This is a genomic window from Novosphingobium kunmingense, assembly GCF_002813245.1.
GTDB classification, from domain to species: Bacteria; Pseudomonadota; Alphaproteobacteria; order Sphingomonadales; family Sphingomonadaceae; genus Novosphingobium; species Novosphingobium kunmingense.
In genome coordinates, this window is record NZ_PHUF01000008.1 from 32,551 (window position 1) to 54,715 (window position 22,165).

Sequence of the window (22,165 nt, forward strand, 5' to 3'; positions counted from 1 at the left end):
ATAGGGCCTTGCGGGCTGAAGGAAACAAAATGTTCGACGTCAAAACCGTATCGATGGAGTGGGGCGGAAAGACCCTCACCCTGGAAACCGGCCGCGTTGCCCGTCAGGCTGACGGCGCGGTCATCGCCACCTATGGCGAAACAGTCGTGCTCTGCGCCGTCACGGCCGCCAAGAGCGTCAAGGAAGGGCAGGACTTCTTCCCGCTGACCGTCCACTATCAGGAAAAGTATTTCGCCGCCGGGCGCATCCCGGGCGGTTTCTTCAAGCGCGAACGCGGCGCAACGGAAAAGGAAACGCTGGTTTCCCGCCTGATCGACCGTCCGGTCCGCCCGCTGTTCCCCGAAGGCTTCTACAACGAGATCAACGTGATCGCGCAGGTGCTGTCCTATGACGGCGAGTGCGAGCCCGATATCGTTGCGATGATTGCCGCTTCGGCCGCCCTGACCATCTCGGGCGTGCCCTTCATGGGTCCGATCGGCGCCGTGCGCGTCGGGTACGAGGACGGCCAGTACCTCCTCAACCCCAAGCAGGACGCCGCTGCCGCCGGCGCGCTCGACCTGGTCGTCGCCGCTACGGGCAACGCCGTGATGATGGTCGAAAGCCAGGCCCGCGAGCTGTCGGAAGACATCATGCTCGGCGCCGTCATGTTCGCGCATGACGAGTGCAAGAAGGTTGCGGGCCTGATCATCGACCTCGCTGAAAAGGCTGCCAAGGATCCGTGGGACGTCGCCGTCAGCGACAACTCGGCGATCAAGGCCAAGCTCAAGGACCTGATCGGTGCGGACATCGCCGCCGCCTACAAGCTGACCGACAAGTCGGCCCGTTCGAACGCGCTCAACGCAGCGCGCGACAAGGCCAAGGAAGCCTTCGCCAGCGAAGACGCCCAGACCCAGATGGTCGCGATCAAGACCGTCAAGAAGGTCGAAGCCGACATCGTGCGCGGCGCGATCCTGAAGGACGGCACCCGCATCGACGGCCGCAAGGTCAACCAGGTCCGTCCGATCGAATCGATGGTCGGCTTCCTGCCCCGCACCCACGGTTCGGCGCTGTTCACCCGCGGTGAAACGCAGGCGATCTGCACCACCACGCTGGGCACCAAGGACGCCGAGCAGATGATCGACGGCCTCGAAGGCCTGAGCTACTCGAGCTTTATGCTGCACTACAACTTCCCGCCGTACTCGGTCGGTGAAGTGGGCCGCTTCGGCGCCCCGTCGCGCCGCGACACTGGCCACGGCAAGCTGGCCTGGCGCGCCCTGCAGGCCGTCCTGCCCAGCAAGGAAGACTTCCCCTACACGATCCGCGTTGTCTCGGACATCACCGAGTCCAACGGTTCGTCCTCGATGGCCACCGTCTGCGGCGGCGCGCTGTCGATGATGGACGCGGGCGTGCCGATCACGCGCCCGGTTTCGGGCATCGCGATGGGCCTGATCCTGGAAGGCGACGATTTCACCGTGCTGTCCGACATTCTGGGTGACGAAGACCACCTGGGCGACATGGACTTCAAGGTGGCCGGGACCTCCGAAGGCATCACCACGATGCAGATGGACATCAAGGTGGCCGGCATCACGAAGGAAATCTTCTCGGCCGCGCTCAACCAGGCCAAGGAAGGCCGCGCGCACATCCTGGGCGAAATGACCAAGGCGCTGGGCACCGCCCGCACCGAACTGTCGGCCCATGCTCCGCGCATCGAGACGATCCAGATCGACAAGTCGAAGATCCGCGAAGTCATCGGTACCGGCGGCAAGGTGATACGCGAGATCGTTGCCGAAACCGGCGCCAAGGTGGACATCGACGACGAAGGCCTGATCAAGATCTCGTCTTCGGACCTGTCGCAGATCGAAGCCGCCAAGAACTGGATCCTCGGCATCGTCGAGGAAGCGGAAGTCGGCAAGATCTACGACGGCAAGGTCGTGACGATCGTCGACTTCGGCGCTTTCGTTAACTTCATGGGCGGCAAGGACGGTCTCGTCCACGTGTCGGAAATGCGCAACGAGCGCGTTGAAAAGCCGACCGACGTCGTGTCGGAAGGCATGCCGGTGAAGGTCAAGGTCCTCGAGATCGACCCGCGCGGCAAGGTCCGCCTGTCGATGCGCGTCGTCGACCAGGAAACCGGTGCCGAATTGGAAGACACCCGTCCGCCGCGCGAACCGCGCGGTGACCGTCCGGGCGGCGACCGCGGCGACCGCCGTGGTCCGCGCAGCGGCGGCGACCGTGGTGGTCGTGATCGCGATCGCGGTCCGCGCCGTGACGGCGGCGACCGTGGCCCGCGCCGCGAACGCAGCGACCGCGACGACGGTCCGGCTCCCGATCACATTCCGGCCTTCCTGAAGTCCGACGATTGATCGACTGACAAGTCGTGATAAAGACGGGGCCGCGCCGCGTGCGTGGCCCCGTTTTTCATGCAGGGAACGTAGGTGGACCAATTCAAGGACAGCTGGCTGATGCGCTTGCCGCTGGGGCGCCGCTATCCGCTGCTGGGTTTGTTCGCGGCCTCTGCCATTACCGTGTTGGCACTGGTGGTGCGCCTGTCGCTTGACGACGTGCTGCCGCCGGGCCTGCCCTATGTCACCTTCTTCCCGGCGGTCGTTTTGTCCGCGTTCCTGTTCGGGACCCGTCCGGGCATCCTGTCGGCCGGGCTGGGGCTGCTGTTCAGTTGGTACTTCTTCATTCCTCCGGCCGGCTTCGCGCTCAACTTCGGAGCGCTGCTGGCAATCGTTCTTTATCTCTTCGTGGTCGCAGTCGACATCGTCCTGATCCACTGGATGCAGCGGGCGCAGAACCGCCTGCTGGAACAACGGCGTATCAGCCGCGACCTGGCCGATACCCGCGCGATGCTGTTCCAGGAATTGCAGCACCGGGTCGGCAACAATCTGCAGATGGTCGGATCGATGCTCGCGCTGCAACGGCGCGGTCTGTCGGGCGATGCGGCCCAGGCCATCGGTGAGGCCGCCCAACGCATCGCCCTGATCGGTTCGATGCAGCGCGATCTTTACTCTGCCGATGGTGCGCCGGTGGGCCTGCGCGACCTTGTCGCGAAGGTCTGCGCCGAAACGGTTCGCGCCCATGGCCGCGACGATGTAACCGTGACGGTGACGGGCGAAAGCGCCTTCGGCCTGTCGCCCAGCCGGGCGATCCCGGCCTCGGTCGTGTTGGCCGAGACCGTCGCCAACGCGCTCGAACACGGCATGCCCGGTCGGCGCGGAAATCTGGCCGCCCACATCGTCGATGACAAGGACACCATCGTCATCACAATCAGTGACGACGGGGTTGGCCTGCCGCCGGGCTTTTCGCCCGAAGAAAGCGGTAGCCTGGGTCTGCGCCTGGCCACGGCGCTGGCGCGCCAGGTTTCGGGATCCTATGCGCTGGCCCGCGAAGGCGATCGCACCGTGGCTCGTCTTAGGATCGGTCCGGACAGCACGGCGCAAGTCTAGGCGTTGACCGCGCCTGCGCCGTGGCGCAAATCCTCTTTCAGGCGAAAGGGGGCGAATGGTCGGGGCGACCGGTACTCTATGGGATGCGATCGTGGTTGGTGCCGGGCAGGCCGGTGCCGCCGCCGCCTATGATCTTGCCGCGCGCGGACGCGGTGTCCTGGTGGTCGAGCGTCAGCCGTTTCCACGGGTCAAACCCTGCGCCGGCGGCGTGACTGTAAAGGCACTGCAGCGGCTGCGCTTTTCGATCCATCCGGTCGTTCGCTGCGTGGTGCGCGACCTGGCACTGAGCGCCGACGGTGGCCCGCCGCGCAAGGTTTCGGGGCGCGACCCGGTGATGGTCACCACCGTGCGAGCAGAACTCGACACCTTCTGCCTGGACCAAGCCCGCGCAAGGGGGGCGGCGTTCCTCGATTGCGTTGGGGACCGGCTGGTTGCCGTGGAGCAGTACGTTGACCGGGCTGTCCTGCGCTATGCCAGCGGCCAAACGATCGCCGCGCGCTTCGTCGTGGCGGCGGACGGCGCCAACAGCACGATCCGCCGGCTGCTGGGCCTTGCGACCACGGCGCGAGCCTTTGCCCTTGAAGGGCACGTCCCTGTGCCCGACGCAAACCGTCGGGCGACCGCCTTCGATTTCGGAGCGGTCGCCGGCGGCTATGGCTGGGTCTTTCCCAAGGGAGACCACGTCAATATCGGCCTCTACACCCAGAGCCCCGCAACGGCGCTGTCGCGCGATGCCTTGCGCGCTTACGCCCGGGCGGCAATCGGCAGCGACGCGCTGGAGGCCGTGGTCGGCCACCCGATGGGCGTCGATGGCCACGGGTCGATCCGCCGCATTGGCCGGATCCTGCTGGCAGGCGATGCGGCGGGAACGTGCGAGCGGCTGCTGGGGGAAGGAATCCACAACGCGATAGCCAGCGGCCAGGCCGCCGCCAGTGCCATCCTGTCCGCGCATGACGATCCCTGCGCCGCGGGCCGCGTGCTACAGGCGGAGATGGCCATGATCGACGGCGATCTGTTGGCCTGTTCGCGGGCGGCTGAACGCTTCTATGCCGGGCGCCGGCGCCGTGGGGCTGCCTTGGCAGTGCGGCCCGTCACCAGTGCGTTCCGTTCAGGGTTTGCGGCGGGGATGACCGTGCGCGCGATTGCGGGCGCTGCGGCGCTCTACCCCTTCTTTCCGATCCGTCCGGTCCCGACCGTGGTCGCCCATGAGGCGGCATCGGCCAGACCGTAAGCGATCAGCGGACGCGCGGTCCGCCGAACGGCAGCGGCGGCGGCGGACGGCGATGGCCGCGCGGCAATTGCGCCTGATAGGCGCGGCCGCAATGCTCGACGCAATAGGGGAAGCCGGGGTTCACCGCTTCGCCGCAGAAATGGAAATCGGGCTCGCCCGGGTGGCCCATCGGCCAGCGGCAGATCCGGTCGTTCAGATCGAGCAGGCTGGTCTTCTCGGCGATATCGGGGCTGGGCTTGGCCGGCACCAGGCGGCGCGGCGGCGCGGGCGGGATCGGAGCCTGCTGGTCGCCGGGGCCCTGGCGCAGGAAGCCGCCGGGGCCAACCGAGACGATGCGCGGCTGGGGTGCGCCGCTCGGCGCGGCGGTGCTGGTGGTCGGCGCTGCGGGGGCGGCCGTTGCTGCCGGGCGCGGCGCGGCAGGGGCGGGAGCCGGACGCGGCGGGGCCGCAGCGCGCGGCGCCGCCTCTGCCTTGGCCGGCTTGGCCGCCGGCGCGGCCGGAGCGCTGTCCTTGTCGTTTGGCTTGACCGGGCTGGGCCGCGCCTTCAGGCCAAGGCGGTGCGCCTTGCCGATGACGGCGTTGCGGCTGACCCCGCCCAGTTCGTCGGCGATCTGGCTGGCGGTTGCGCCGCCTTCCCACATCTTGGTCAGCTTTTCGATCCGTTCGTCGGTCCAGCTCATCGGGTCTACAGTTCCTTTGTCGCCCTGTGCAGGGTCATGCGCCGTGTCCGCGAACTTGCCTTGTGCGCGGCGTGCGGATAGTCGCCGAGGCATGGCCGATCAACCTATTCCTGCTCGCGCAAATGCTCAAGCCGCCTTGCCCGCAACGGGCGCGGCGCGAAACGTATTCCCGGCCAGGGGAGTGCCCACGATCCACCGCGTGAACCGGATGGGCCTGTGGACACTCTATATGAAGGAAGTCCGCCGATTTTTCAAGGTCCAGACCCAGACCATCTGGGCTCCGGCCATCACCACGCTGCTCTACCTGATGATCTTCACCGTCGCGATGGGGCAGGGTGGCCGCCAGGTGCTTGGCGTGCCCTTCGCGACGTTCCTCGCACCGGGGCTGATCGTCATGGGCATGATCAACAACGCCTTCGCCAACACCAGTTTCAATTTCCTGGCCGGCAAGATCCAGGGGACGATTGTCGACTACCTGATGCCGCCGCTGTCGGAAATGGAACTCATGATCGGCCTGATCGGCGCGGCGGTCACCCGCGCCGTGCTGGTCGGCCTTGCGATCACGCTTGCCATGCTGTTCTGGCCCGGCGTCACGCTGCAGGCCCAGCACCCCTGGGCGATCGTCTGGTTCGGCCTGATGGGATCGATCCTGCTTTCGGTGATCGGTCTCGTCACATCGCTGTGGGCGGAAAAGTTCGACCACGCCTCGCTGATCACCAATTTCGTGATCACGCCGCTGACCATGCTGTCGGGCACGTTCTACGTCATCAGCAACCTGCACCCCGTGTTCCAGGCGATCAGCCGGGCCAACCCGTTTTTCTATGTGATCAGCGGCTTCCGCTTTGGCTTCCTCGGGCAAAGCGACATAGGCAGCACCAACGCGGCCGTGTTCAACGGGGCGCTGTACCTCGGCTTGCTGAACGCGGTGCTGTGCCTCGGGCTCTACGCCCTGCTGCGCAGCGGCTGGAAGCTGAAAAGCTGACCGATCAGTGGGTCATCGAACGGCGCAGGCGATAGCGGCCGTTCTTGAAATCCTCGAACAGTTCGTCGAGCGAAGGATGATCGACCGGACCGCTCTCGCCGTCCGACAGCAGGTTCTGCTGGCTGACGTAGGCGACGTAGCTGTTCTCCCCATTCTCGGCGAGGAGGTGATAGAACGGCTGTTCGCGGTGGGGCCGCACTTCGGCCGGGATGGATTCGTACCACTCCTCGCTGTTGGCGAAGACAGGGTCGATATCGAACACGACACCGCGGAAATCGAAGATCTTGTGGCGCACGACGTCGCCGATGCCGAAACGGGCGCGCATCTTCAGCGGCGCATCGATTGTGCGACCGGCTTGCGGAGAAAAGAAGGAAGCGCGATCCATGAAGGGCAATATAGGTGTTGTGCGCTTGCGAAACAACGGCCCGGCCCCGGCCATCCCCGAAAAAGCCCAATCGGGGGCTTGGCAAGCTCTGCGCCATCGGCTAACCGCCCGCTTCTTCGACCGAACGGGCCCCGCGCCCGCTTTGAGCGCGATCTCGCGGAGAGGTGGCAGAGAGGTCGAATGCGCCGCACTCGAAATGCGGTGTACGGGCAACCGTACCGTGGGTTCGAATCCCACCCTCTCCGCCACGCAGTCTGCAAATCTGCCCGCTCTGGTTTCCTAGCGCTCCCAAATGCCGCACTTCTGCGCCCTTCAGCGAGGCAACCGGTACCGCGGAGAGCCTCTCTCGAGGCCATAACGCGCCAGAATACAGGTCAATTCTCCGCGGCTCACCGGGGCAGTACGGTTTGGGCTGTTCGACGACCAATTCCCATTAAACCGGCGAAACTGGGAATATTCGTGTTCTGGCGATCCGGCGAACGCGAACATTCCGGCGGATGTGCGCCGCTTTGCTGCGAAATTCGCCAAAAAAGACCTCGAGTAAATGGGAATTTACGCGCCCCGGAAATTGGAAAGCGTGCGACCATAAATGGGAAGCGGTTTGGCCGAAATGGGAATATTCCCCGCGATACAGAACTTATCTATCGAAGGCGGTGTAACGAGATGCACATCCAACCAGGCAGGACCGTCCCATGCACAAGTCATCGCCGTATTACGAATTCGATCGCCGGAGCATCGGCTCACTCCACCGGCGTCATAAGAAGGGCGAGGAGATCCTGAAGGAAGACATCATTGCTCTTCTCGAGGAAGACCCCGACAACGCCAACGATCCTCTGCTGCAGGATTACCTCCTGCCTGCCCTGAAGGGCGAGCTCAAACCCAGGCGCGGACGCAAACCCGATACAATGGAGAGACTGCTCTGCTTCGAGGCTGCCATGCATGTCTATGATGAGCGCCTCGCGGCATTCCAGCGTGACCGCGCTGAAGGGCGGAGGAAGCGGGAGCCCTACGAAAAGGAACCGTCGATCCAGGTCGCCGAGGAGGTCATCGCGGCCTTCAGACTGCACTGCTCGCCACCTTCGTTCCTCAACAGGATCTCGATCATGAAAAAGGCCCGTAATTGCAGTGAATGATTACGCCGGCGCCGGCTGACATGTGGAGCCTCCTTTCAGCCAAGGAGGTCAATATGACATCTGATCTTAAGTCCCGTACCAGCAATCTCGAGCACCGGGCCGTCTCGGCGCTCAGGGCCCATCCCAACAATCCGCGTACCCACAGCGCAAGGCAGCTGAAGCAGATCGAGGCGAGCATCTCGCGCTTCGGTTTCCTGAACCCGGTCCTGATCGACAGCGAGAACCGCATCATTGCCGGCCATGGCCGCGTCAGTGCGGCCAGGTCGCTTGGCCTCGAGAGCGTTCCTGTCCTGTCGATCTCGGGAATGAGCGAGGCTGAACGGCGCGCCTACATCATCGCCGACAACCGCCTTGCCGAACTGGCCGGTTGGGATGACGACCTGCTGCGGGTCGAGCTTGGCGGGATACTCGAGCTCGAGCCCGACTTCGATCTCGATCTGACCGGCTTTGCCGGTGCGGAACTGGAAGCGCTGCTCAACGCGGTCGATGTCAACGTTGCCGAACCCGAGGCTCCGGAGGTTGACCGCGCGAACGTCGTGACGCGGATCGGGGACCTGTGGGTCCTCGGCAAGCACCGGCTGCTTTGCGGCGATGCGCGTGATCCCGCTGTCCTCGAACGGCTGATGGACGGTGAGCGCGCGCAGATGGTGATCACCGATCCTCCGTACAATGTGCCGGTCGATGGTCACGTCTGCGGTCTTGGCAAGGTGAAGCACGCCGAGTTCGCCATGGCGTCGGGAGAAATGAGCGAAGGCGAGTTCGAGGACTTCCTGCGCCAGGTGCTCTCGAACCTTGCGGCCAGCAGCGTGGACGGATCGATTCACTTCGTGTGCATGGACTGGCGCCATATGCGTGAACTGCTTGCTGCCGGCCACGCGGTCTACGATGAGCTCAAGAACCTGATCGTGTGGAACAAGGACAACGGGGGGATGGGCGCGTTCTACCGCTCGAAGCACGAACTGGTGTTTGCGTTCAAGAAGGGCACCGCGCCGCACATCAACAACTTCGAGCTCGGTCAGCACGGCCGGTACCGGACCAATGTCTGGGACTACGCCGGAATCAACTCGCTGCGGGCGGGCCGCGACGAGGAACTGGCCATGCACCCCACGGTCAAGCCGGTTGCGATGATCGCCGACGCGATCCTGGATTGCTCGCGGCGCGGAGGCATTGTCCTTGATGCCTTTTCCGGATCGGGGACGACGATAATGGCGGCCGAGCGGACGGCGCGCCGGGGGTACGCTGTCGAGATCGATCCGGCCTATGTCGATGTTGCGGTTCGCCGGTGGGAAAAGGAAACCGGGCAGAAGGCCAGGCTGGGCCGGAGCGGAGCGACCTTTGCCGAAGTGGAATCGATGTTCGACTGACCGGGGTGAGGGCGGCCGGCGGCCGCCCTCATTCCATTTCCGGATGTTTTTGGTGAATGCCGGCAGGCGCCAATGGGAGGCACAGCTGCTCCTCCAATGAGGAGTACTGTCAATGAATGACGATGAAGATGAAGTCGGCTACCGCAAGCCCCCCAGATCGGGCCGGATAAAGCCCGGAGAGGTCCGCAACCCCAATGGCCGCCGCGGCAAGAAGGGCAAGGCGAAGGACGCGAAGCCGAAAGACAACTCGCTGGCAGCGATCATCGACCGGATCGACAATGAGGAGGTCGAGATAAACAACCAGAAGATGACCAAACGCGAACTCGAGCTTCGTGTGCTGCATGGCAAGGCGCTGAAGGGCGACACGCGCGCCTCCGCTCACCTTGAAAAGCTGCGCAGTGCCGCAGCGGTGGCTGATGGAAAGAAATCCGGCGGCGGAGTGCTGCTGCTGCCGGCCGATGTGCCGCTGCATGAGTGGACTGCTTCGGTCGCGATCCAGCAGGCGCCTTATCGCGGAGCCCACCCCTCGTATATCCTCGATGGCCTACCCGGGTATGAGGGCAAGGAAGAAGAGGAAGAAGATGATGAGGAGTGAAAGTCCGCCTACCGGAGCGAGCAGCGCAGGTCCCTGACAAGCGCGTCGAGCACCGCTTTCTGCTCTCCTTCAGGTTCGTACGGGCTGGCCATGCGCCAGCGCCGGTGCTCGATGAACAGGGCGATCCACAGCTCGACCGGTCCCCCGCTCCAGCGGCCGGTGCGCTGCGCGGCGTCGTTCATGGACCGCGACCAGCTGTCGGCATCCTCGATGCGGCGCATTCCAAGCAGACCGTAGCCATCGATCAGATGGGCAAGCCCGCACGATCCGTCCCAGTCGAGGTCTTCCGGAATGGCGGCAAGGTTGCCGCGGGCCACCTCACCCAGCCAGCCATCGGCGGACATGGTTGCATGGTCAGCGATGTGGCGCCGCAGAGCTTCAGGCTCGTCGGCAAAGCCGAACAGCCGGTCGGTGAGCTCGCCGATCGTCGGCACGGTCACGAACTGCCCTGACGACAGGATGCGGTGGCGTGCGCGTTCCGCCTTGATACCGAGCGAGTTGGCCCGGGTGTGGCGGGCGACCCTGTCACCCGTATCCGGCATCGGGTGCCCCGGGAGGCCGCCGAACCAGCGGAAGGTCCTGAAGTCGAGGGTTGCAGGATCATAGGTCATCCATACCACGCACGGAGACGGCTTGGCCGCGAGCGCGACATTGACCGGGATACGGGAGCGCTTCCCTCCCGCGGCAAGCCCCTTCAACTGGATATGACGCAGGACGCCCTTCGCCTCGACAACAAGATCGTGTCCGCCGCAATCGACGTCGCTGCGCAGCACCTCGAAGTCCCATCCGCGGGTCACCAGTTCGGTCGTCAGCGCCGCCAGGAAGCGGTATTCGATGACCTTCTCGACGAGGCTCGAGCGGTGCGTGAGGTCGTCGTTCGCCAGTATCGCTGCGCTGTCCCCCTGGTCTTCAGTCGGCCCTGCCATATGGTGTCTCCTGTCGATTATCAGTGACACCGCAAAGGCTTGCGCGCGCGGGGAAGTCAACGCCGATTGTGACTGATCGTCTGTAGATCGATCGGCGACACGGGTCTTTCTGGGCAATCGTGGAGATACGCGAGCGCCTTGCCCGGAACCTGCGCCGCCGGCGCGAGGCAAATAACTGGAGCCAGGAGGAGTTCGCCGACCGGGCGGGGATTCACCGGACCTATGTATCGGACCTCGAGCGCGGCCGGCGCAACCCGACGATCACCGTAGTTGAAAAGCTGGCAAAGCCTTTTGGAGTAACCGCGAGTGAAATGCTCGCCTGACTGCTTCCGACCAAACACGGTCGTTCTGATCAGCCGCCGCGAGCGTCTGCTCCTGACAGAAGCTGCCAATCGAATGCTTCGAAGCGGAATGGCGGGAAGGCGCCGCAATCTCGGCCGTTCACCTTGATCCCAAAACCTACCGTTCTCCGATCCAATTGTGAGCAGCACCCGCAAGGACCTACATTGGGACACTGCTGCCGGTCGGGTCTCAGGCTCAGAACGGCTGAAGCATACTGTCGCAACGCGAACGGAGGCAGAATATCACAGCGTTGAGCGCATCTCAGCGCTGTTGCCGTATCTGCCGCACACGGGCAATATGGCCGTGTGCAACTCAACCGGACTGATCTTGCTGACTTCAGCTACTTCCTTGCGATCGCGCGGCATCGCAGCTTTCGCCGCGCGGGGCTTGAAGTCGGTGTCAGCGCCTCGGCGCTGAGTCATTCGCTAAAAGGCCTGGAAGCCCGTCTCGGGGTGCGCCTGCTCAATCGCACCAGCCGCAGCGTTACGCTGACCGCGGCCGGAGAGGAGCTTCGCGCGGCGATCTCCGCGCACTTCGATGCAATCGGCACGGCGGTGGACGTGCTGAACCGCTACCGTGACGACCCGGCCGGTCGTATCCGGGTGAATGTGCTGGAACATGCGTCCAAGATGTTGCTCGCGCCGGCACTGCCGAGCTTTATCGTGCGCTACCCTCAAATCGAGCTCGACGTGGTCGTCAGCAACCAAATGGTCGATGTGGTGGAGGCAGGTGCCGACGCCGGGATCCGCTATGGCGGTACTGTGCCCGAAGATATGGTGGCGCAGCGACTGTCTCCGGACATGCGTTGGGTCGCGACGAGCGCGCCTTCCTATTTTGAGCGATACGGAACCCCACTTCATCCAAATGACCTCCTGTCGCACAACTGCCTCCGATTTCGCTTAGGAGATGACAGCCGCTACGCTTGGGAATTCGATCGGCACGACGAGAACGTAGCCGTCGACGTGCCCGGCGCGATCACCATTGACAACAGCGCGCTGGCACTGGATCTCGCCCGTCGCGGGGCCGCAATCGCTTATGTGCCGGAGCCGCTGGCATTGCCCTATGTGGAACGCGGTGACCTGCGGATCGTGCTTGAGGACTGGGCTTCGGACGGCCCGGGTTTTCACATCTATTATCCCGGGCGGCGACAGTTGCCGACGGCGCTTCGCCTGCTAATCGATCACATCCGGGCCGCCAACTGGCATTGATCGATCGTTGAGCTTCGCTCAACGGTTCATCAACGCAGCGACGTCTAATTTGTCGCATCGACACGCACCATAATCCTTCTTGTTCCGCAATATCCCGGGACGACTGGATGAAGGTGGACTGAAATGGCGACCGGCGCCGATCTCAAAATCACAGTCACGCAGTCGGCGACGCGTGCGGGCAGCGGCGGCTGGGGAGCCGTGGTGGCCCTTACTCTATGCGTGGCGACGCTGATCGCCTCGGAATTCATGCCGGTGAGTATCCTCACGCCGATCGCCACAGACCTGCGACTCACCGAAGGAGCAGCCGGTCAGGCGATTTCGGTGTCAGGCCTGTTCGCGGTCCTGACGAGCCTGACGATCACGCCGCTGACCCGTGGCCTTGATCGCCGCACGCTTCTCCTTGGTCTGGCTGGGCTGATGCTCGGCTCGGGCGCGATGGTCGCGTTCGCGCCGACCTACGCTGTGCTGATGGCTGGCCGCGCGCTGCTTGGAGTCGTCATTGGCGGCTTCTGGTCGATGTCGGCGGCGACGGTCATGCGCCTGCTGCCCGAGGACCAGGTGCCTCGTGGACTGGCGATGCTGAACGGCGGCAATGCGCTGGCGACTACGGTCGCGGCGCCGCTGGGTAGCTTCCTTGGACAGTATATCGGCTGGCGCGGCGCGTTCTTCATCGTCGTCCCGCTAGCCGCGATCACCTTTGTTTGGCTGTGGCGTAAGCTGCCGCAGTTGCCCTCGCCGCGTGGCGCGCGTGCCGCCAATGCGCTGGCCGTGCTGTGGCGGCGCGAGGCGCGCGTGGGCATGGGTGCTGTCGCGTTGCTATTTATGGGTCAGTTCGGGCTCTTCACCTATTTGCGGCCGTTCCTTGAAGGGGTGACGCAGCTCAGCGTGTCTCTGCTGTCGCTGGTGCTGCTGGCCATGGGCGGCGCGGGCCTCATCGGCACCTGGCTGATCGGGCGCGCCCTGGCGCGGAGCCTGTCCGCCACCTTGATTGTCGCGCCGCTGGTGATGGCGGCCATCGCCATCGGTCTGATCGCGTTCGGCACGATGCCGCTGCCGACTGCCGCGCTGCTCGCCGGCTGGGGTCTGATCGGGACCGCGCTTCCGGTCGCCTGGTGGACGTGGCTCAGCCGCGCCCTTCCCGACCATGCCGAAGCGGGCGGAGGACTGATGGTCGCCGTTATCCAGCTGGCGATCACGCTGGGCGCGGCGGGGGGCGGATTGCTGTTCGACGCAGCCGGCCACCGCGCGACCTTCCTTGCGAGCGCAATCCTGCTGAGCGGCTCGGCTCTGCTGGGGGTGCTCGGCAGCAGCAAAGCCGCACAACAACAGTCCATCAAACATGGAGAAGACAAATGAACATCGAACCGCGAAATGACAGCTTAGCCGAATTGAGCCGGCGCGGCATTCTGCAGCTTAGCGGAGCGGCAGTTGCTGCGACAAGCCTGATGGCAATGCCCGCAACTTCGGCCCATGCCGCGCAAGACAGCGCCAACTGGGACAAGGTGTTCCCTAAGAGCAACCGCGTAGATCACCGCAAGGTGAGCTTCAAAAATCGCTATGGCATCACGCTGTCCGGCGATCTCTATCTGCCCAAAGGCCGCGGAGCCGACAGGTTGCCTGCTCTGGCGATCAGCGGTCCCTTCGGCGCGGTGAAGGAACAGTCGTCGGGTCTCTATGCTCAGACTATGGCGGAGCGCGGTTTCGCGGCGATCGCTTTCGACCCCTCTTACACTGGCGAGAGCGGCGGCGAGCCGCGCAACGTCGCTTCGCCCGACATCAACACCGAGGATTTCAGCGCCGCGGTCGATTTTCTCGGCCTTCAGCCCTTCGTCGATCGCGAGCGCATCGGCGTGATCGGCATCTGCGGCTGGGGCGGGATGGCGCTGAACGCCGTCGCCGTGGACAAGCGCGTTAAGGCGGTCGTCGCGGTTACGATGTACGACATGACCCGCGTGATGTCGAAAGGCTATAACGACAGCGTCACCCTGGCCGAGCGTACCAAGACGCTGGAGCAGCTGAGCCGGCAGCGCTGGCTGGATGCCGAGCGTGGTGCACCCGCTTATGGGCCACCGATGAACGAGCTGAAGGGCGGCGAGGCGCAATTCCTGGTCGACTATCATGGCTATTACAAGACGCCGCGCGGTTTCCACCCGCGATCGGTGAACTCGAACGCCTCGTGGACGATCACCAACCCGCTGTCGTTCATGAACATGCCGCTGCTCATCTACATCAAGGAGATCGCGCCGCGGCCGATGCTGCTGATTCACGGCGAGAAGGCGCACTCGCGCTACTTCAGCGAAACCGCATTCGCTGCTGCCGCCGAACCCAAGGAACTCGTGATCATCCCGGGCGCTAACCATGTCGATCTCTATGATCGCGCGGACAAGATCCCGTTCGACCGGATCACCGCCTTCTTCAGCAGGAGCCTTTGACCGTGAACCTCAAAGTCATTCTGGCCGCTGCGGCGCTGTCGAGCGTTGTGTTGTCGAGTGCGGCCGACGCGCAGGCGCAGCGGACTTCATCACGAAAAGGAGCACCAAGCATGCAGATCGATCGCAAATCGGACATGAAGCCTGCCGATGGCCCGGCGGAGAATTTTACCGGCAAGGCCACCATAACCGGCCAGTTCCAGCGGCCCGAACCGTCCCGCGTGGGTGGGGCGATCGTGCATTTCGAACCCGGAGCGCGCACCGCCTGGCATACGCACCCGGCGGGACAAACGCTGATCGTCACGGAGGGCGTCGGCTGGACGCAGATCGAGGGCGGAGCGAAGCTGGAATTTCACGCAGGCGACATCCTTTGGTGCCCGGCAGAGCACAAGCATTGGCATGGCGCCACACCGCACGAGGCCATGACCCACATCGCCATCCAGGAATCGGTGAACGGCACGCCCGTCACCTGGCTAGAGAAAGTGACCGACGAGCAATATCTCGCCCCGCTTGGTGAGCCGAAGGAGTGAACGCATGATCCTCGAAGAGACCTTCACGCTGGCCAATGGCGTCGCCATTCCCAAGCTTGGCCTCGGCACTTGGCGGATCGACGATGACGCGGTCGGGCAGGTCGTGCGAAACGCGATCGGCATCGGCTATCGCCACATCGATACTGCCCAGGCCTATGGCAACGAGCGCGGCGTCGGTGAGGCAGTGCGAGCCAGCGGAGTCGCACGCGATGCGCTGTTCGTCACCACCAAGCTCGCCGCCGAATGCAAGAGCTTCGTCGAGGCGCGCGAGCGGATCGACGGATCGTTGAAGACACTCGGGCTCGACCATATCGACCTCATGCTGATTCACAGCCCGCAGCCCTGGGCCGAGTTTCGCGAGGGCGAGCACTTTTTCGAGGGCAATCTCGAGGCGTGGCGCGCGCTCGAGGATGCCCATCAGGCAGGCAAGCTCCGCGCGATCGGCGTCTCAAATTTCGAGGCGGCGGATATCGACAATCTGATCGAGCACGGCAGCATCGCACCGGTGGTCAACCAGATCCTAGCCCATGTCGGTAACACGCCGTTCGACCTCATCGACTATAGCCGCAGCAAGGGCATACTGGTCGAGGCATACTCACCGGTCGCCCACGGCGCTGCGTTAAAGAACGGCATGCTGATCGCGCTTGCCGACAAATACGGCGTCGGTATCGCGCAGCTCTGCATTCGCTACTGCCTGCAGCTTGGCCTGCTGCCGTTGCCCAAGTCGAGCAGCGCCGAACATATCCGCGAAAACGCCGCGATCGACTTCGCCATTTCCGATGAGGACATGGCCGCGCTGCGAGAAGCCCATGATCGCACCGATTATGGCGACGCGGGGGCATTCCCGGTATTTTGCAAGAAGCGGCAGGTTGTCGGGGCGGACAACTGACGATGATACTGCGTCTCGCCCGGTTCGCGTCAGCTGCCCTGTTGTTGAGCACGGCAGCATGCAGTCATGCCGAGCCGGGCGAGACCAGGGCGTCCAATGAGCGTTCGACCGCCGTCGGATCGGCGGAGAGGGTACCAAATGTGACCAGCATCGACATTGTCTCGGGCTCGCGCCGATGGACCGCGAACATCGAGGATAGCCCTTCCGCGCGCGACTTCCTCGTCCAGCTTCCCTTGACGCTGACTCTCAACGATTACGCCGGGAACGAGAAAATCGCGGACCTTCCGCGTCCCTTGTCGCGGGAGGGTGCGCCGGATGCGATTACACCCCGGGCCGGCGATCTGGCGTTCTATGCGCCATGGGGCAATCTCGCCGTCTTCTATCGCGACGGACATCACTCGCCGGGACTGATCCGCCTTGGCCGGCTACAGGGCGATGTGGCGGAATTCGGCGGCAAAGAGCCGTTTCCCGTCACCATCCGTCAAGCCGAACGCTCTGAATGAATGCTGCTTGGGCGCGCGCTAACGCGGTATACGCTCGGCAGCTATCAGTCGACTGTGATTGATGCAGGAACTGAAGAGTTTGGTCGATACTGGCCATGAGAGACCTGCCGGATCGAACGGCAGCTGTCTCGCTTTGGGTGCCCAGAAGCCGCCAGTCTGCACTCGACCCCCATCTTTGTCTTTCCTCGGTTGATGTCCGACGCTTCACGAATGGCCGGTTTAATCCGAAACTGGTCATTTACCGCCGCGGTCGCGAACGGCGGCAAAGTCTGACACAGCGGACATCAGTGCACCAGGAACAGCGCTTCCTGCTGGTCCCAGTCTGCCGGCATCTCGACACTTGAGCGCACCGTCGCCGGGCTGAGCCGGCTGTGTTGCCGGCCCGCGAGCACCGTCTCGATCAGTTTCGGCGAGAGGAACGCGAGGCGCACGACGCGCGTGACGTAGGATGAGCTGTAGCCGACCTCAGCGGCCAATGCGGTGATATCGGTCTCGCCCCGGGCGAGTTGCTCCCACCACTGCCGCGCGAGGATGATCAGCCGCACCAGCGCGGTGTCGGGCGCGGCGCTGATCCGCGCCCCGTCGCCCTGGACCAGCCGCAGCGTGTTGCCCGACCGTGTCAGGCGGTACGGCGCCCAGAGAACTAGGGCGGCATCGCCGGTCTCGGTTTCGCTGGCACCAATGAGCCGGGCAAGGGCACTCCGGCTGAGCGCAATTTCGAGCCGGTCGCCGTGGACCCGCACTTCGCGCAGCAGCGCGCGCAGCGGGCTGGCGCTGCGCGCGCGGATCTGCTGCGCAAGCTCGGCGCATGTGCCGTCGAGCTGCCGGATCAGTTCCGGGGATGGCGGTATGCCGAGCTCGGCCACTAGTGCCCACGGATCGGCGAACAGCTGCGCTGTGGTCTCCCTGACCAGCGCCTCGATCTCTCGGCCCGGAACCCGCGTGCCATCCTTTGTTCGGGCGTGGTGCAGCTCCTTGCTGACATAGTAGCGGTAGCGCACCGTGCCCCTGGTCGAGTGGGCTGCTATCATGGGCTGCCCGGCGGCATCGACGATCAGGCCGGCCAGCAGCGCTGAGCTCGTCCCGCGTGCCCCTGACCGGCTGCCCTGCCGGTTGGCCCTGAGCCGGTCCTGTACCCGCTCCCAGGTCTCGCGGTCGATGATTGCTATGTGCTGTCCGAGATAGACCATGTCCTTGTGCGGGATGTCCCCGGCATAGACCGGGTTCTTGAGGATGAAATAGAGCTGCCCGCGCGACAGCACGCCGCCGCCGTAGGCGTTTCCTTTTGTCGTGGTGCGCTGCGGCGCGCGGATGCCGCCCTCCTCAAGCTCCTCGGCGAGCCGGCGCACGCAGCCAAGCTCGAGGTAGCGCGCATGGATGTGCCGGATGAGCGCCGCATGCTCGTCGACGATGGCGAGGCTGCGCCCGTCGGGCCGGTAGCCGAGCGGGGGAATACCGCCCATCCACATGCCGCGCGCCTTGGAGGCGGCGATCTTGTCGCGGATCCGCTCGGCGGTGACCTCGCGCTCGAACTGGGCAAAGGACAGCAGCATGTTGAGGGTCAGCCGCCCCATGCTGGTGGTGGTGTTGAACGACTGGGTGATCGAGACAAAGCTGACACCGTGACGGTCGAAGGTCTCGACGAGCCTGGAGAAGTCGAGCAGCGAGCGGGTCAGGCGGTCGACCTTGTAGACCACCACGGTGTCGATCAGTCCCGCGGCGATGTCGGCAAGCAGGCGCTGGAGCGCCGGGCGCTCGAGCGTCCCGCCCGACAGGCCGCCATCGTCGTAGTCCTCAGGCAGCAAGGTCCAGCCCTCGCTGGCCTGGCTCTTCACATAGGCGGCGCAGGCCTCGCGCTGGGCCTGGAGCGAGTTGAAATCCTGCTCGAGACCTTCCTCGCTCGACTTGCGGGTGTAGATCGCGCAGCGCACCCGCGGGCTGGTCCGTGCGGTCATGCGGCGCGGCCCGTCTTTGCCTTCAATCCGAAGAAGGCCGGACCCGACCAGCGGGTGCCGGTGATCGTGCGGGCCACCTCGCTCAGGCTCTTCCATGCCCTGTCGTTCCATTGGATTACCCCGTCCTCCGAGATCGTGACGACATGGACCTTGCCCTGCCACTCGCGCACCAGCCGCATGCCGGGCTGGACCTCGCGGGTGCTGGTCTTCGCCGATGCGATCTGCGCGAGCTTCTGGCTCACCCGCCGCGGCAGGCCGCCGCGGGACCGCGCCTGGAGCTCCCAGGCGAGGGCCAGGCGCAGCAGGCCCGGGCTGACGCGGGGCAGGGGGCGCCTTGTCACCTCCAGCCACTGCTCGCGCAGCTGCGCCGGTGAGGCATCCGCCAGCACAGCCAGCTCGGCCTCGAGGGACGCGCGGCTCATTCCGCGACTTCCATGATGCGGTAGCAGGTGACATCACCGCGCTTGCTCTTCTCGAGCACCGCGCCCTTCTTCTTGAGCCCGGTCAGCGCGGCGCGGGCGGTGTGGGGCAGCCAGCCGGTGGCTTCGACAAGCTCGGCTAGAGTGGCGCCCTCATTACGTCCGAACAGGGTCCGGACCAGCGCGATCTTCGTGTTCTTCTCCGGACGCGCCGAAAGGGCCGTCGTGTCAGCGGCATGTTCGGCTTGGTTCGCAGCGGCTTTGGGTTCGCGGGCCATCTTGCGGGGCATGGGTGTTCTCCTTGGATCAGGAGCAGCGACCATCGCTGCTTCCACTGCCCAAGGCCCCGCCGAGCGGGTCGGTCAGGGTGGCGGCCCCTGATGCAGGGCGCGCTTGTTGACTCACACTAATGCCTGCGTTGGCGGGGAAGTCGAGTGGTTTCTAGTATACCGGACAATACTGCCGGTTCGACCACCGCCAGCGGCGCATGTTGCGGCCGAGCGGGTTACCACCGACGGACTGCACAAGGCGGTTTGTAATCGGGTCGTGGGGAGCAGCCTAGACGCCCTTCCTATTTCGTTGTCCGGGTAATCTGGTCAATATCAGCGCTCAGGCATGCGCGCCAAAGGGCATCATACCGCACCACCCCTTCTCGACCCACAACATACGGATTTGGCTCGCCGTCTCTGCGCAAGGCCAGCTTTGCAACGCGTGACAGTCCATCGTCTCCGACCGTATGATTGGAAAGGACCACATCGGCCTGCATCCGATCAGTGTAGTCTGCGAAGTGGTTGAGAGATTGGCGGAACGTCATCAATGATTGTAGGTCGTTTGGCGATCCTTGCCCGCCAAACAGCGATGCCATGTACGGCTTGCCCTTATCCGTAACCGGGAAAAGAAGCGATGCCGTGCCGGGTGTATGACCGGGCGTAAGGACTACGGTTACGGAACGGTCGCCCAAAGTGATGATCTGCCCATCGGTCAGGAAAAAGTCGTTCGGCCCCTTTAAGGGCAAATTCCCGCGCGTAACCTGGGCTTCCCAGTCCGCTTGCGCCATGCCGATACGCGCATTCGATAACGACTTGAGGTAAGCCGCGCCGCCGAAATGATCGAGGTGATTGTGCGTAATCAGAATGTAGCGAATGCGTTTCGGATCAAGGCCCATGCGAACCATGTTGGCGATTATGGTGCCGCGGGCGTCCGCTTCGCTGCTCAACGTGTCGATCAATATGATGCCGTCGGCCGTGTCGATCGCCCAGATGTTGTTGGCATCGTCCCCTATCGAATAAACGCCATCGAACACCTCGATAGGCTGCGGAGCTTTCGCATGAATTGCGGTGCCGCCTGGCGTGTTCTTGCACCGATAATACAGGGTGACAGGCCACATCCCGGCACTGGCCTCAGCCGCGAGACTGGCATAAGCCTGCGCGCCTGGTGCCGTGTAGCCGGCCAGGCGTTTCATATCGTCGGCGGTGCGAATCTCCGGGCGACCGCCGTTGGGCGTGTGTGAACGGGATGCATCGATCTGGCCCTGTCTATCAGCAGGAACCGGCGCGCGCGTCTCTTGCTGCGCACTTGTACCAACCGCAACCATCGCCAAACAGCTGATCGCACCAGCCTTGGCCAATTTAATCCATACGGACATATCGCTCTCCCTTATCATACCTCGTAAATCGCGTGAGCCTAAATTGCAACAGCGTGCCAAAAAATGAGATTAATCGGTCGATCAGGGCCGATAAGTGCGATCTGAGAATTCGATATTGCAACGGTGTTGCGTTATGCTAATGGCGTCGATGGTCAGGCCGAATAAATCGGCAGGGAGAGGGCTATGAGTGCGACGTCCCCGTCGAGCGTCGAATACGAAACCTTGCGCAAAGTGCGGTGGCGACTGCTGCCCTTCCTGACCGTTTGCTATCTGTTCGCTCTCATCGACCGTACCAACGTCGGAATGGCTTCGCTTCAAATGACCGAGGATCTCGGCATTACGAAGGCCCAGTTCGGCTTTGGCGCGAGCCTGTTCTTCGTGGCCTATTTCCTCGTGGAGATTCCCAGCAATCTCGCCTTGGAGAAATACGGGGCCCGTCGCTGGATTGCGCGTATCATGATAACCTGGGGCTTGGTGTCGGCCGCTATGGCTTTTGTACAGGGCGCCACCAGTTTTTATATCATGCGCTTCGTGCTGGGGGCTGCCGAAGCCGGCTTCTTTCCGGGGATCATTTTTTATCTGACATTATGGATGCCCGCACGCCAGCGCGGCAAGGCGATGGCGCTGTTCGCTCTGGGTATTCCGCTGGCCAGCTTCGTTTCGTCGCCAATTTCCGGCGCTCTGCTGACGCTTGACGGCACGCTCGGGTTGCATGGCTGGCAATGGTTGTTCCTTGTCGAGGGCCTGCCTGCTTCTCTCCTCGGTATCGCATGCCTTTTCTGGCTAAGCGACCGTCCGCGCGATGCCCGCTGGCTGACGCCCGAACAGCGCGAATGGCTAGAGCAAGCGGCCCGGCCTGCGACAAATGTGGGTGTGGCCGCCGGAGCAGTTTCAAAGTGGGCTGTATTCCGCTCGTGGCAATTCTGGGGCTTCGTCCTTGCGTGCTGCGGTGCGTCTGCTTCGGGCTCGGTTCTGGCTGTATGGCAACCCCAGTTCCTGAAGTCCTTCGGGTTGAGCGATTTTGAGACTGGCTTGGTCAACGCGATCCCTTATGGCGTAGCGACAGTCGCCATGGTGATCTGGGGCTACAGCTCGGATCGCCTGAACGAGCGCCGCTGGCACACGGCAATTCCGCTTCTGCTCATCGGTCTAAGCACCGTCTTGGTTTCGTTCTCGAACGAGCTCGCGCTCGTCGTGCTGCTGCTGACCTGCTGTCTGGTGGGTGCCTACAGTTTCAAGGGTCCGTTCTGGAGCATGGCTTCGGCCTGGCTGAGCCCGGCCAGCGCGGCTGTCGGTATCGCCGCCATAAACGCAACCGCCAACCTGATTGGCGGCGGGCTGATGGTCAATGTTTACGGATGGGTTTTTGAAAGCACCGGCAGCTATGCCGCCGCTCTAGCCCCGCTGTCGCTGCTGGCTCTGGCTAGCGCGATGTCGATCCTAGTGATGGCGCGGGGCGCGGGAGATTCCCCGTCACAGCAACAAGCCGCGATCGCGTCTGACCAGACCTGATCTCGAG

Annotated in this window: 22 protein-coding genes and 1 tRNA gene; 16 read left to right on the top strand and 7 right to left on the bottom strand. The window is 63.9% G+C overall.

The window, feature by feature from the left end:
- Positions 1 to 29 precede the first annotated feature (29 nt).
- The 3 genes from pnp to B0I00_RS16730 all read left to right on the top strand — a co-directional run bounded on the left by pnp (position 30) and on the right by B0I00_RS16730 (position 4,662).
- Complete coding sequence (gene pnp, locus B0I00_RS16720; protein WP_100868557.1) at positions 30 to 2,342, top strand: polyribonucleotide nucleotidyltransferase; 2,313 nt, start codon at positions 30 to 32, stop codon at positions 2,340 to 2,342.
- 72 nt (positions 2,343 to 2,414) lie between these two features.
- Positions 2,415 to 3,431, top strand: a complete 1,017-nt coding sequence (locus B0I00_RS16725; RefSeq protein WP_100868558.1) for a sensor histidine kinase — start codon at positions 2,415 to 2,417, stop codon at positions 3,429 to 3,431.
- Positions 3,432 to 3,486: 55 nt separating this feature from the next.
- Entirely contained in the window at positions 3,487 to 4,662 is a 1,176-nt protein-coding gene (locus B0I00_RS16730) for an NAD(P)/FAD-dependent oxidoreductase (RefSeq protein ID WP_100868559.1), read from the top strand.
- A 4-nt stretch (positions 4,663 to 4,666) separates the two neighbouring features.
- On the opposite strand, the gene B0I00_RS16735 is transcribed toward B0I00_RS16730, so the two are convergent.
- Positions 4,667 to 5,341, bottom strand: a complete 675-nt coding sequence (locus B0I00_RS16735; protein WP_100868560.1) for a GcrA family cell cycle regulator — start codon at positions 5,339 to 5,341, stop codon at positions 4,667 to 4,669.
- A 91-nt stretch (positions 5,342 to 5,432) separates the two neighbouring features.
- On the opposite strand from B0I00_RS16735, the gene B0I00_RS16740 reads away from it, so the two are divergent.
- Positions 5,433 to 6,323, top strand: a complete 891-nt coding sequence (locus B0I00_RS16740) for an ABC transporter permease (protein WP_100868561.1) — start codon at positions 5,433 to 5,435, stop codon at positions 6,321 to 6,323.
- A 4-nt stretch (positions 6,324 to 6,327) separates the two neighbouring features.
- Here B0I00_RS16740 and hspQ read toward each other — a convergent pair whose 3' ends face one another.
- A complete protein-coding gene (gene hspQ, locus B0I00_RS16745) occupies positions 6,328 to 6,708 on the bottom strand; it encodes a heat shock protein HspQ (RefSeq protein WP_100868562.1) in 381 nt (126 codons plus the stop codon).
- Between the two features lie 158 nt (positions 6,709 to 6,866).
- On the opposite strand from hspQ, the gene B0I00_RS16750 reads away from it, so the two are divergent.
- The 4 genes from B0I00_RS16750 to B0I00_RS16765 all read left to right on the top strand — a co-directional run bounded on the left by B0I00_RS16750 (position 6,867) and on the right by B0I00_RS16765 (position 9,800).
- Positions 6,867 to 6,956: transfer RNA gene (locus tag B0I00_RS16750), tRNA-Ser, on the top strand.
- Between the two features lie 444 nt (positions 6,957 to 7,400).
- Positions 7,401 to 7,841, top strand: coding sequence for a hypothetical protein (locus B0I00_RS17125; RefSeq protein ID WP_157812617.1), 441 nt, complete (start codon positions 7,401 to 7,403; stop codon positions 7,839 to 7,841).
- Between the two features lie 53 nt (positions 7,842 to 7,894).
- Positions 7,895 to 9,205, top strand: coding sequence for a site-specific DNA-methyltransferase (locus tag B0I00_RS16760; RefSeq protein ID WP_100868586.1), 1,311 nt, complete (start codon positions 7,895 to 7,897; stop codon positions 9,203 to 9,205).
- A 112-nt stretch (positions 9,206 to 9,317) separates the two neighbouring features.
- Positions 9,318 to 9,800 carry a hypothetical protein gene (locus B0I00_RS16765; protein WP_100868564.1) on the top strand — a complete coding sequence of 161 codons (483 nt, stop codon included), beginning with the start codon at positions 9,318 to 9,320 and terminating at the stop codon, positions 9,798 to 9,800.
- Positions 9,801 to 9,808: 8 nt separating this feature from the next.
- Here B0I00_RS16765 and B0I00_RS16770 read toward each other — a convergent pair whose 3' ends face one another.
- The gene (locus tag B0I00_RS16770) at positions 9,809 to 10,726 is read right to left on the bottom strand and encodes a hypothetical protein (protein WP_100868565.1); all 918 of its coding nucleotides are present in this window, start codon (positions 10,724 to 10,726) and stop codon (positions 9,809 to 9,811) included.
- 119 nt (positions 10,727 to 10,845) lie between these two features.
- Here B0I00_RS16770 and B0I00_RS16775 point away from each other — a divergent pair, with 119 nt between their 5' ends.
- From B0I00_RS16775 to B0I00_RS16805, 7 genes are all read left to right on the top strand, one after another.
- Positions 10,846 to 11,049, top strand: coding sequence for a helix-turn-helix domain-containing protein (locus B0I00_RS16775; protein WP_100868566.1), 204 nt, complete (start codon positions 10,846 to 10,848; stop codon positions 11,047 to 11,049).
- A gap of 324 nt (positions 11,050 to 11,373) precedes the next feature.
- Positions 11,374 to 12,276 (top strand): LysR family transcriptional regulator, encoded by a 903-nt coding sequence (locus B0I00_RS16780; protein WP_100868567.1) that lies wholly within the window; start codon positions 11,374 to 11,376, stop codon positions 12,274 to 12,276.
- 123 nt (positions 12,277 to 12,399) lie between these two features.
- Entirely contained in the window at positions 12,400 to 13,632 is a 1,233-nt protein-coding gene (locus tag B0I00_RS16785) for an MFS transporter (RefSeq protein ID WP_100868568.1), read from the top strand.
- Positions 13,629 to 14,708 (top strand): alpha/beta hydrolase, encoded by a 1,080-nt coding sequence (locus B0I00_RS16790; RefSeq protein WP_100868569.1) that lies wholly within the window; start codon positions 13,629 to 13,631, stop codon positions 14,706 to 14,708. The genes B0I00_RS16785 and B0I00_RS16790 overlap by 4 nt, the downstream gene beginning before the upstream one ends.
- Before the next feature lie 2 nt (positions 14,709 to 14,710).
- Positions 14,711 to 15,235, top strand: coding sequence for a (R)-mandelonitrile lyase (locus B0I00_RS16795; protein WP_232730333.1), 525 nt, complete (start codon positions 14,711 to 14,713; stop codon positions 15,233 to 15,235).
- A 4-nt stretch (positions 15,236 to 15,239) separates the two neighbouring features.
- Positions 15,240 to 16,124 (top strand): aldo/keto reductase, encoded by an 885-nt coding sequence (locus B0I00_RS16800; RefSeq protein WP_100868570.1) that lies wholly within the window; start codon positions 15,240 to 15,242, stop codon positions 16,122 to 16,124.
- Between the two features lie 140 nt (positions 16,125 to 16,264).
- Positions 16,265 to 16,627: a cyclophilin-like fold protein gene (locus B0I00_RS16805; protein ID WP_100868571.1), complete on the top strand. Its 363-nt coding sequence runs from the start codon at positions 16,265 to 16,267 to the stop codon at positions 16,625 to 16,627.
- Between the two features lie 284 nt (positions 16,628 to 16,911).
- Here B0I00_RS16805 and B0I00_RS16810 read toward each other — a convergent pair whose 3' ends face one another.
- The 4 genes from B0I00_RS16810 to B0I00_RS16825 all read right to left on the bottom strand — a co-directional run bounded on the left by B0I00_RS16810 (position 16,912) and on the right by B0I00_RS16825 (position 20,646).
- Complete coding sequence (locus tag B0I00_RS16810; protein WP_100868572.1) at positions 16,912 to 18,582, bottom strand: recombinase family protein; 1,671 nt, start codon at positions 18,580 to 18,582, stop codon at positions 16,912 to 16,914.
- Positions 18,579 to 19,004 carry a DUF2924 domain-containing protein gene (locus B0I00_RS16815; RefSeq protein ID WP_100868573.1) on the bottom strand — a complete coding sequence of 142 codons (426 nt, stop codon included), beginning with the start codon at positions 19,002 to 19,004 and terminating at the stop codon, positions 18,579 to 18,581. The genes B0I00_RS16810 and B0I00_RS16815 overlap by 4 nt, the downstream gene beginning before the upstream one ends.
- On the bottom strand, positions 19,001 to 19,291 hold the full coding sequence (locus B0I00_RS16820; RefSeq protein WP_232730334.1) for a DUF3489 domain-containing protein: 291 nt from the start codon (positions 19,289 to 19,291) through the stop codon (positions 19,001 to 19,003). The genes B0I00_RS16815 and B0I00_RS16820 overlap by 4 nt, the downstream gene beginning before the upstream one ends.
- A 281-nt stretch (positions 19,292 to 19,572) precedes the next feature.
- Positions 19,573 to 20,646: an MBL fold metallo-hydrolase gene (locus B0I00_RS16825; protein WP_232730335.1), complete on the bottom strand. Its 1,074-nt coding sequence runs from the start codon at positions 20,644 to 20,646 to the stop codon at positions 19,573 to 19,575.
- A 183-nt stretch (positions 20,647 to 20,829) separates the two neighbouring features.
- Between B0I00_RS16825 and B0I00_RS16830 the strand changes: the two genes are divergently transcribed.
- Positions 20,830 to 22,158, top strand: coding sequence for an MFS transporter (locus B0I00_RS16830; protein ID WP_100868575.1), 1,329 nt, complete (start codon positions 20,830 to 20,832; stop codon positions 22,156 to 22,158).
- Positions 22,159 to 22,165: the final 7 nt, after the last annotated feature.

What these genes read in the sequence shown, in the direction of transcription:
- B0I00_RS16735 (WP_100868560.1), bottom strand. Translation starts at nt 5,341, where the DNA reads ATGAGCTGGACCGACGAACGGATCGAAAAGCTGACCAAGATGTGGGAA.
- B0I00_RS16825 (WP_232730335.1), bottom strand. Translation starts at nt 20,646, where the DNA reads ATGTCCGTATGGATTAAATTGGCCAAGGCTGGTGCGATCAGCTGTTTG.
- B0I00_RS16785 (WP_100868568.1), top strand. Translation starts at nt 12,400, where the DNA reads ATGGCGACCGGCGCCGATCTCAAAATCACAGTCACGCAGTCGGCGACG.
- B0I00_RS16770 (WP_100868565.1), bottom strand. Translation starts at nt 10,726, where the DNA reads ATGGCAGGGCCGACTGAAGACCAGGGGGACAGCGCAGCGATACTGGCG.
- B0I00_RS16800 (WP_100868570.1), top strand. Translation starts at nt 15,240, where the DNA reads ATGATCCTCGAAGAGACCTTCACGCTGGCCAATGGCGTCGCCATTCCC.
- B0I00_RS16740 (WP_100868561.1), top strand. Translation starts at nt 5,433, where the DNA reads ATGGCCGATCAACCTATTCCTGCTCGCGCAAATGCTCAAGCCGCCTTG.
- B0I00_RS16790 (WP_100868569.1), top strand. Translation starts at nt 13,629, where the DNA reads ATGAACATCGAACCGCGAAATGACAGCTTAGCCGAATTGAGCCGGCGC.
- B0I00_RS16765 (WP_100868564.1), top strand. Translation starts at nt 9,318, where the DNA reads ATGAATGACGATGAAGATGAAGTCGGCTACCGCAAGCCCCCCAGATCG.
- B0I00_RS16760 (WP_100868586.1), top strand. Translation starts at nt 7,895, where the DNA reads ATGACATCTGATCTTAAGTCCCGTACCAGCAATCTCGAGCACCGGGCC.
- B0I00_RS16830 (WP_100868575.1), top strand. Translation starts at nt 20,830, where the DNA reads ATGAGTGCGACGTCCCCGTCGAGCGTCGAATACGAAACCTTGCGCAAA.
- B0I00_RS17125 (WP_157812617.1), top strand. Translation starts at nt 7,401, where the DNA reads ATGCACAAGTCATCGCCGTATTACGAATTCGATCGCCGGAGCATCGGC.
- B0I00_RS16815 (WP_100868573.1), bottom strand. Translation starts at nt 19,004, where the DNA reads ATGAGCCGCGCGTCCCTCGAGGCCGAGCTGGCTGTGCTGGCGGATGCC.
- B0I00_RS16810 (WP_100868572.1), bottom strand. Translation starts at nt 18,582, where the DNA reads ATGACCGCACGGACCAGCCCGCGGGTGCGCTGCGCGATCTACACCCGC.
- hspQ (WP_100868562.1), bottom strand. Translation starts at nt 6,708, where the DNA reads ATGGATCGCGCTTCCTTCTTTTCTCCGCAAGCCGGTCGCACAATCGAT.
- B0I00_RS16820 (WP_232730334.1), bottom strand. Translation starts at nt 19,291, where the DNA reads ATGCCCCGCAAGATGGCCCGCGAACCCAAAGCCGCTGCGAACCAAGCC.
- pnp (WP_100868557.1), top strand. Translation starts at nt 30, where the DNA reads ATGTTCGACGTCAAAACCGTATCGATGGAGTGGGGCGGAAAGACCCTC.
- B0I00_RS16730 (WP_100868559.1), top strand. Translation starts at nt 3,487, where the DNA reads ATGGTCGGGGCGACCGGTACTCTATGGGATGCGATCGTGGTTGGTGCC.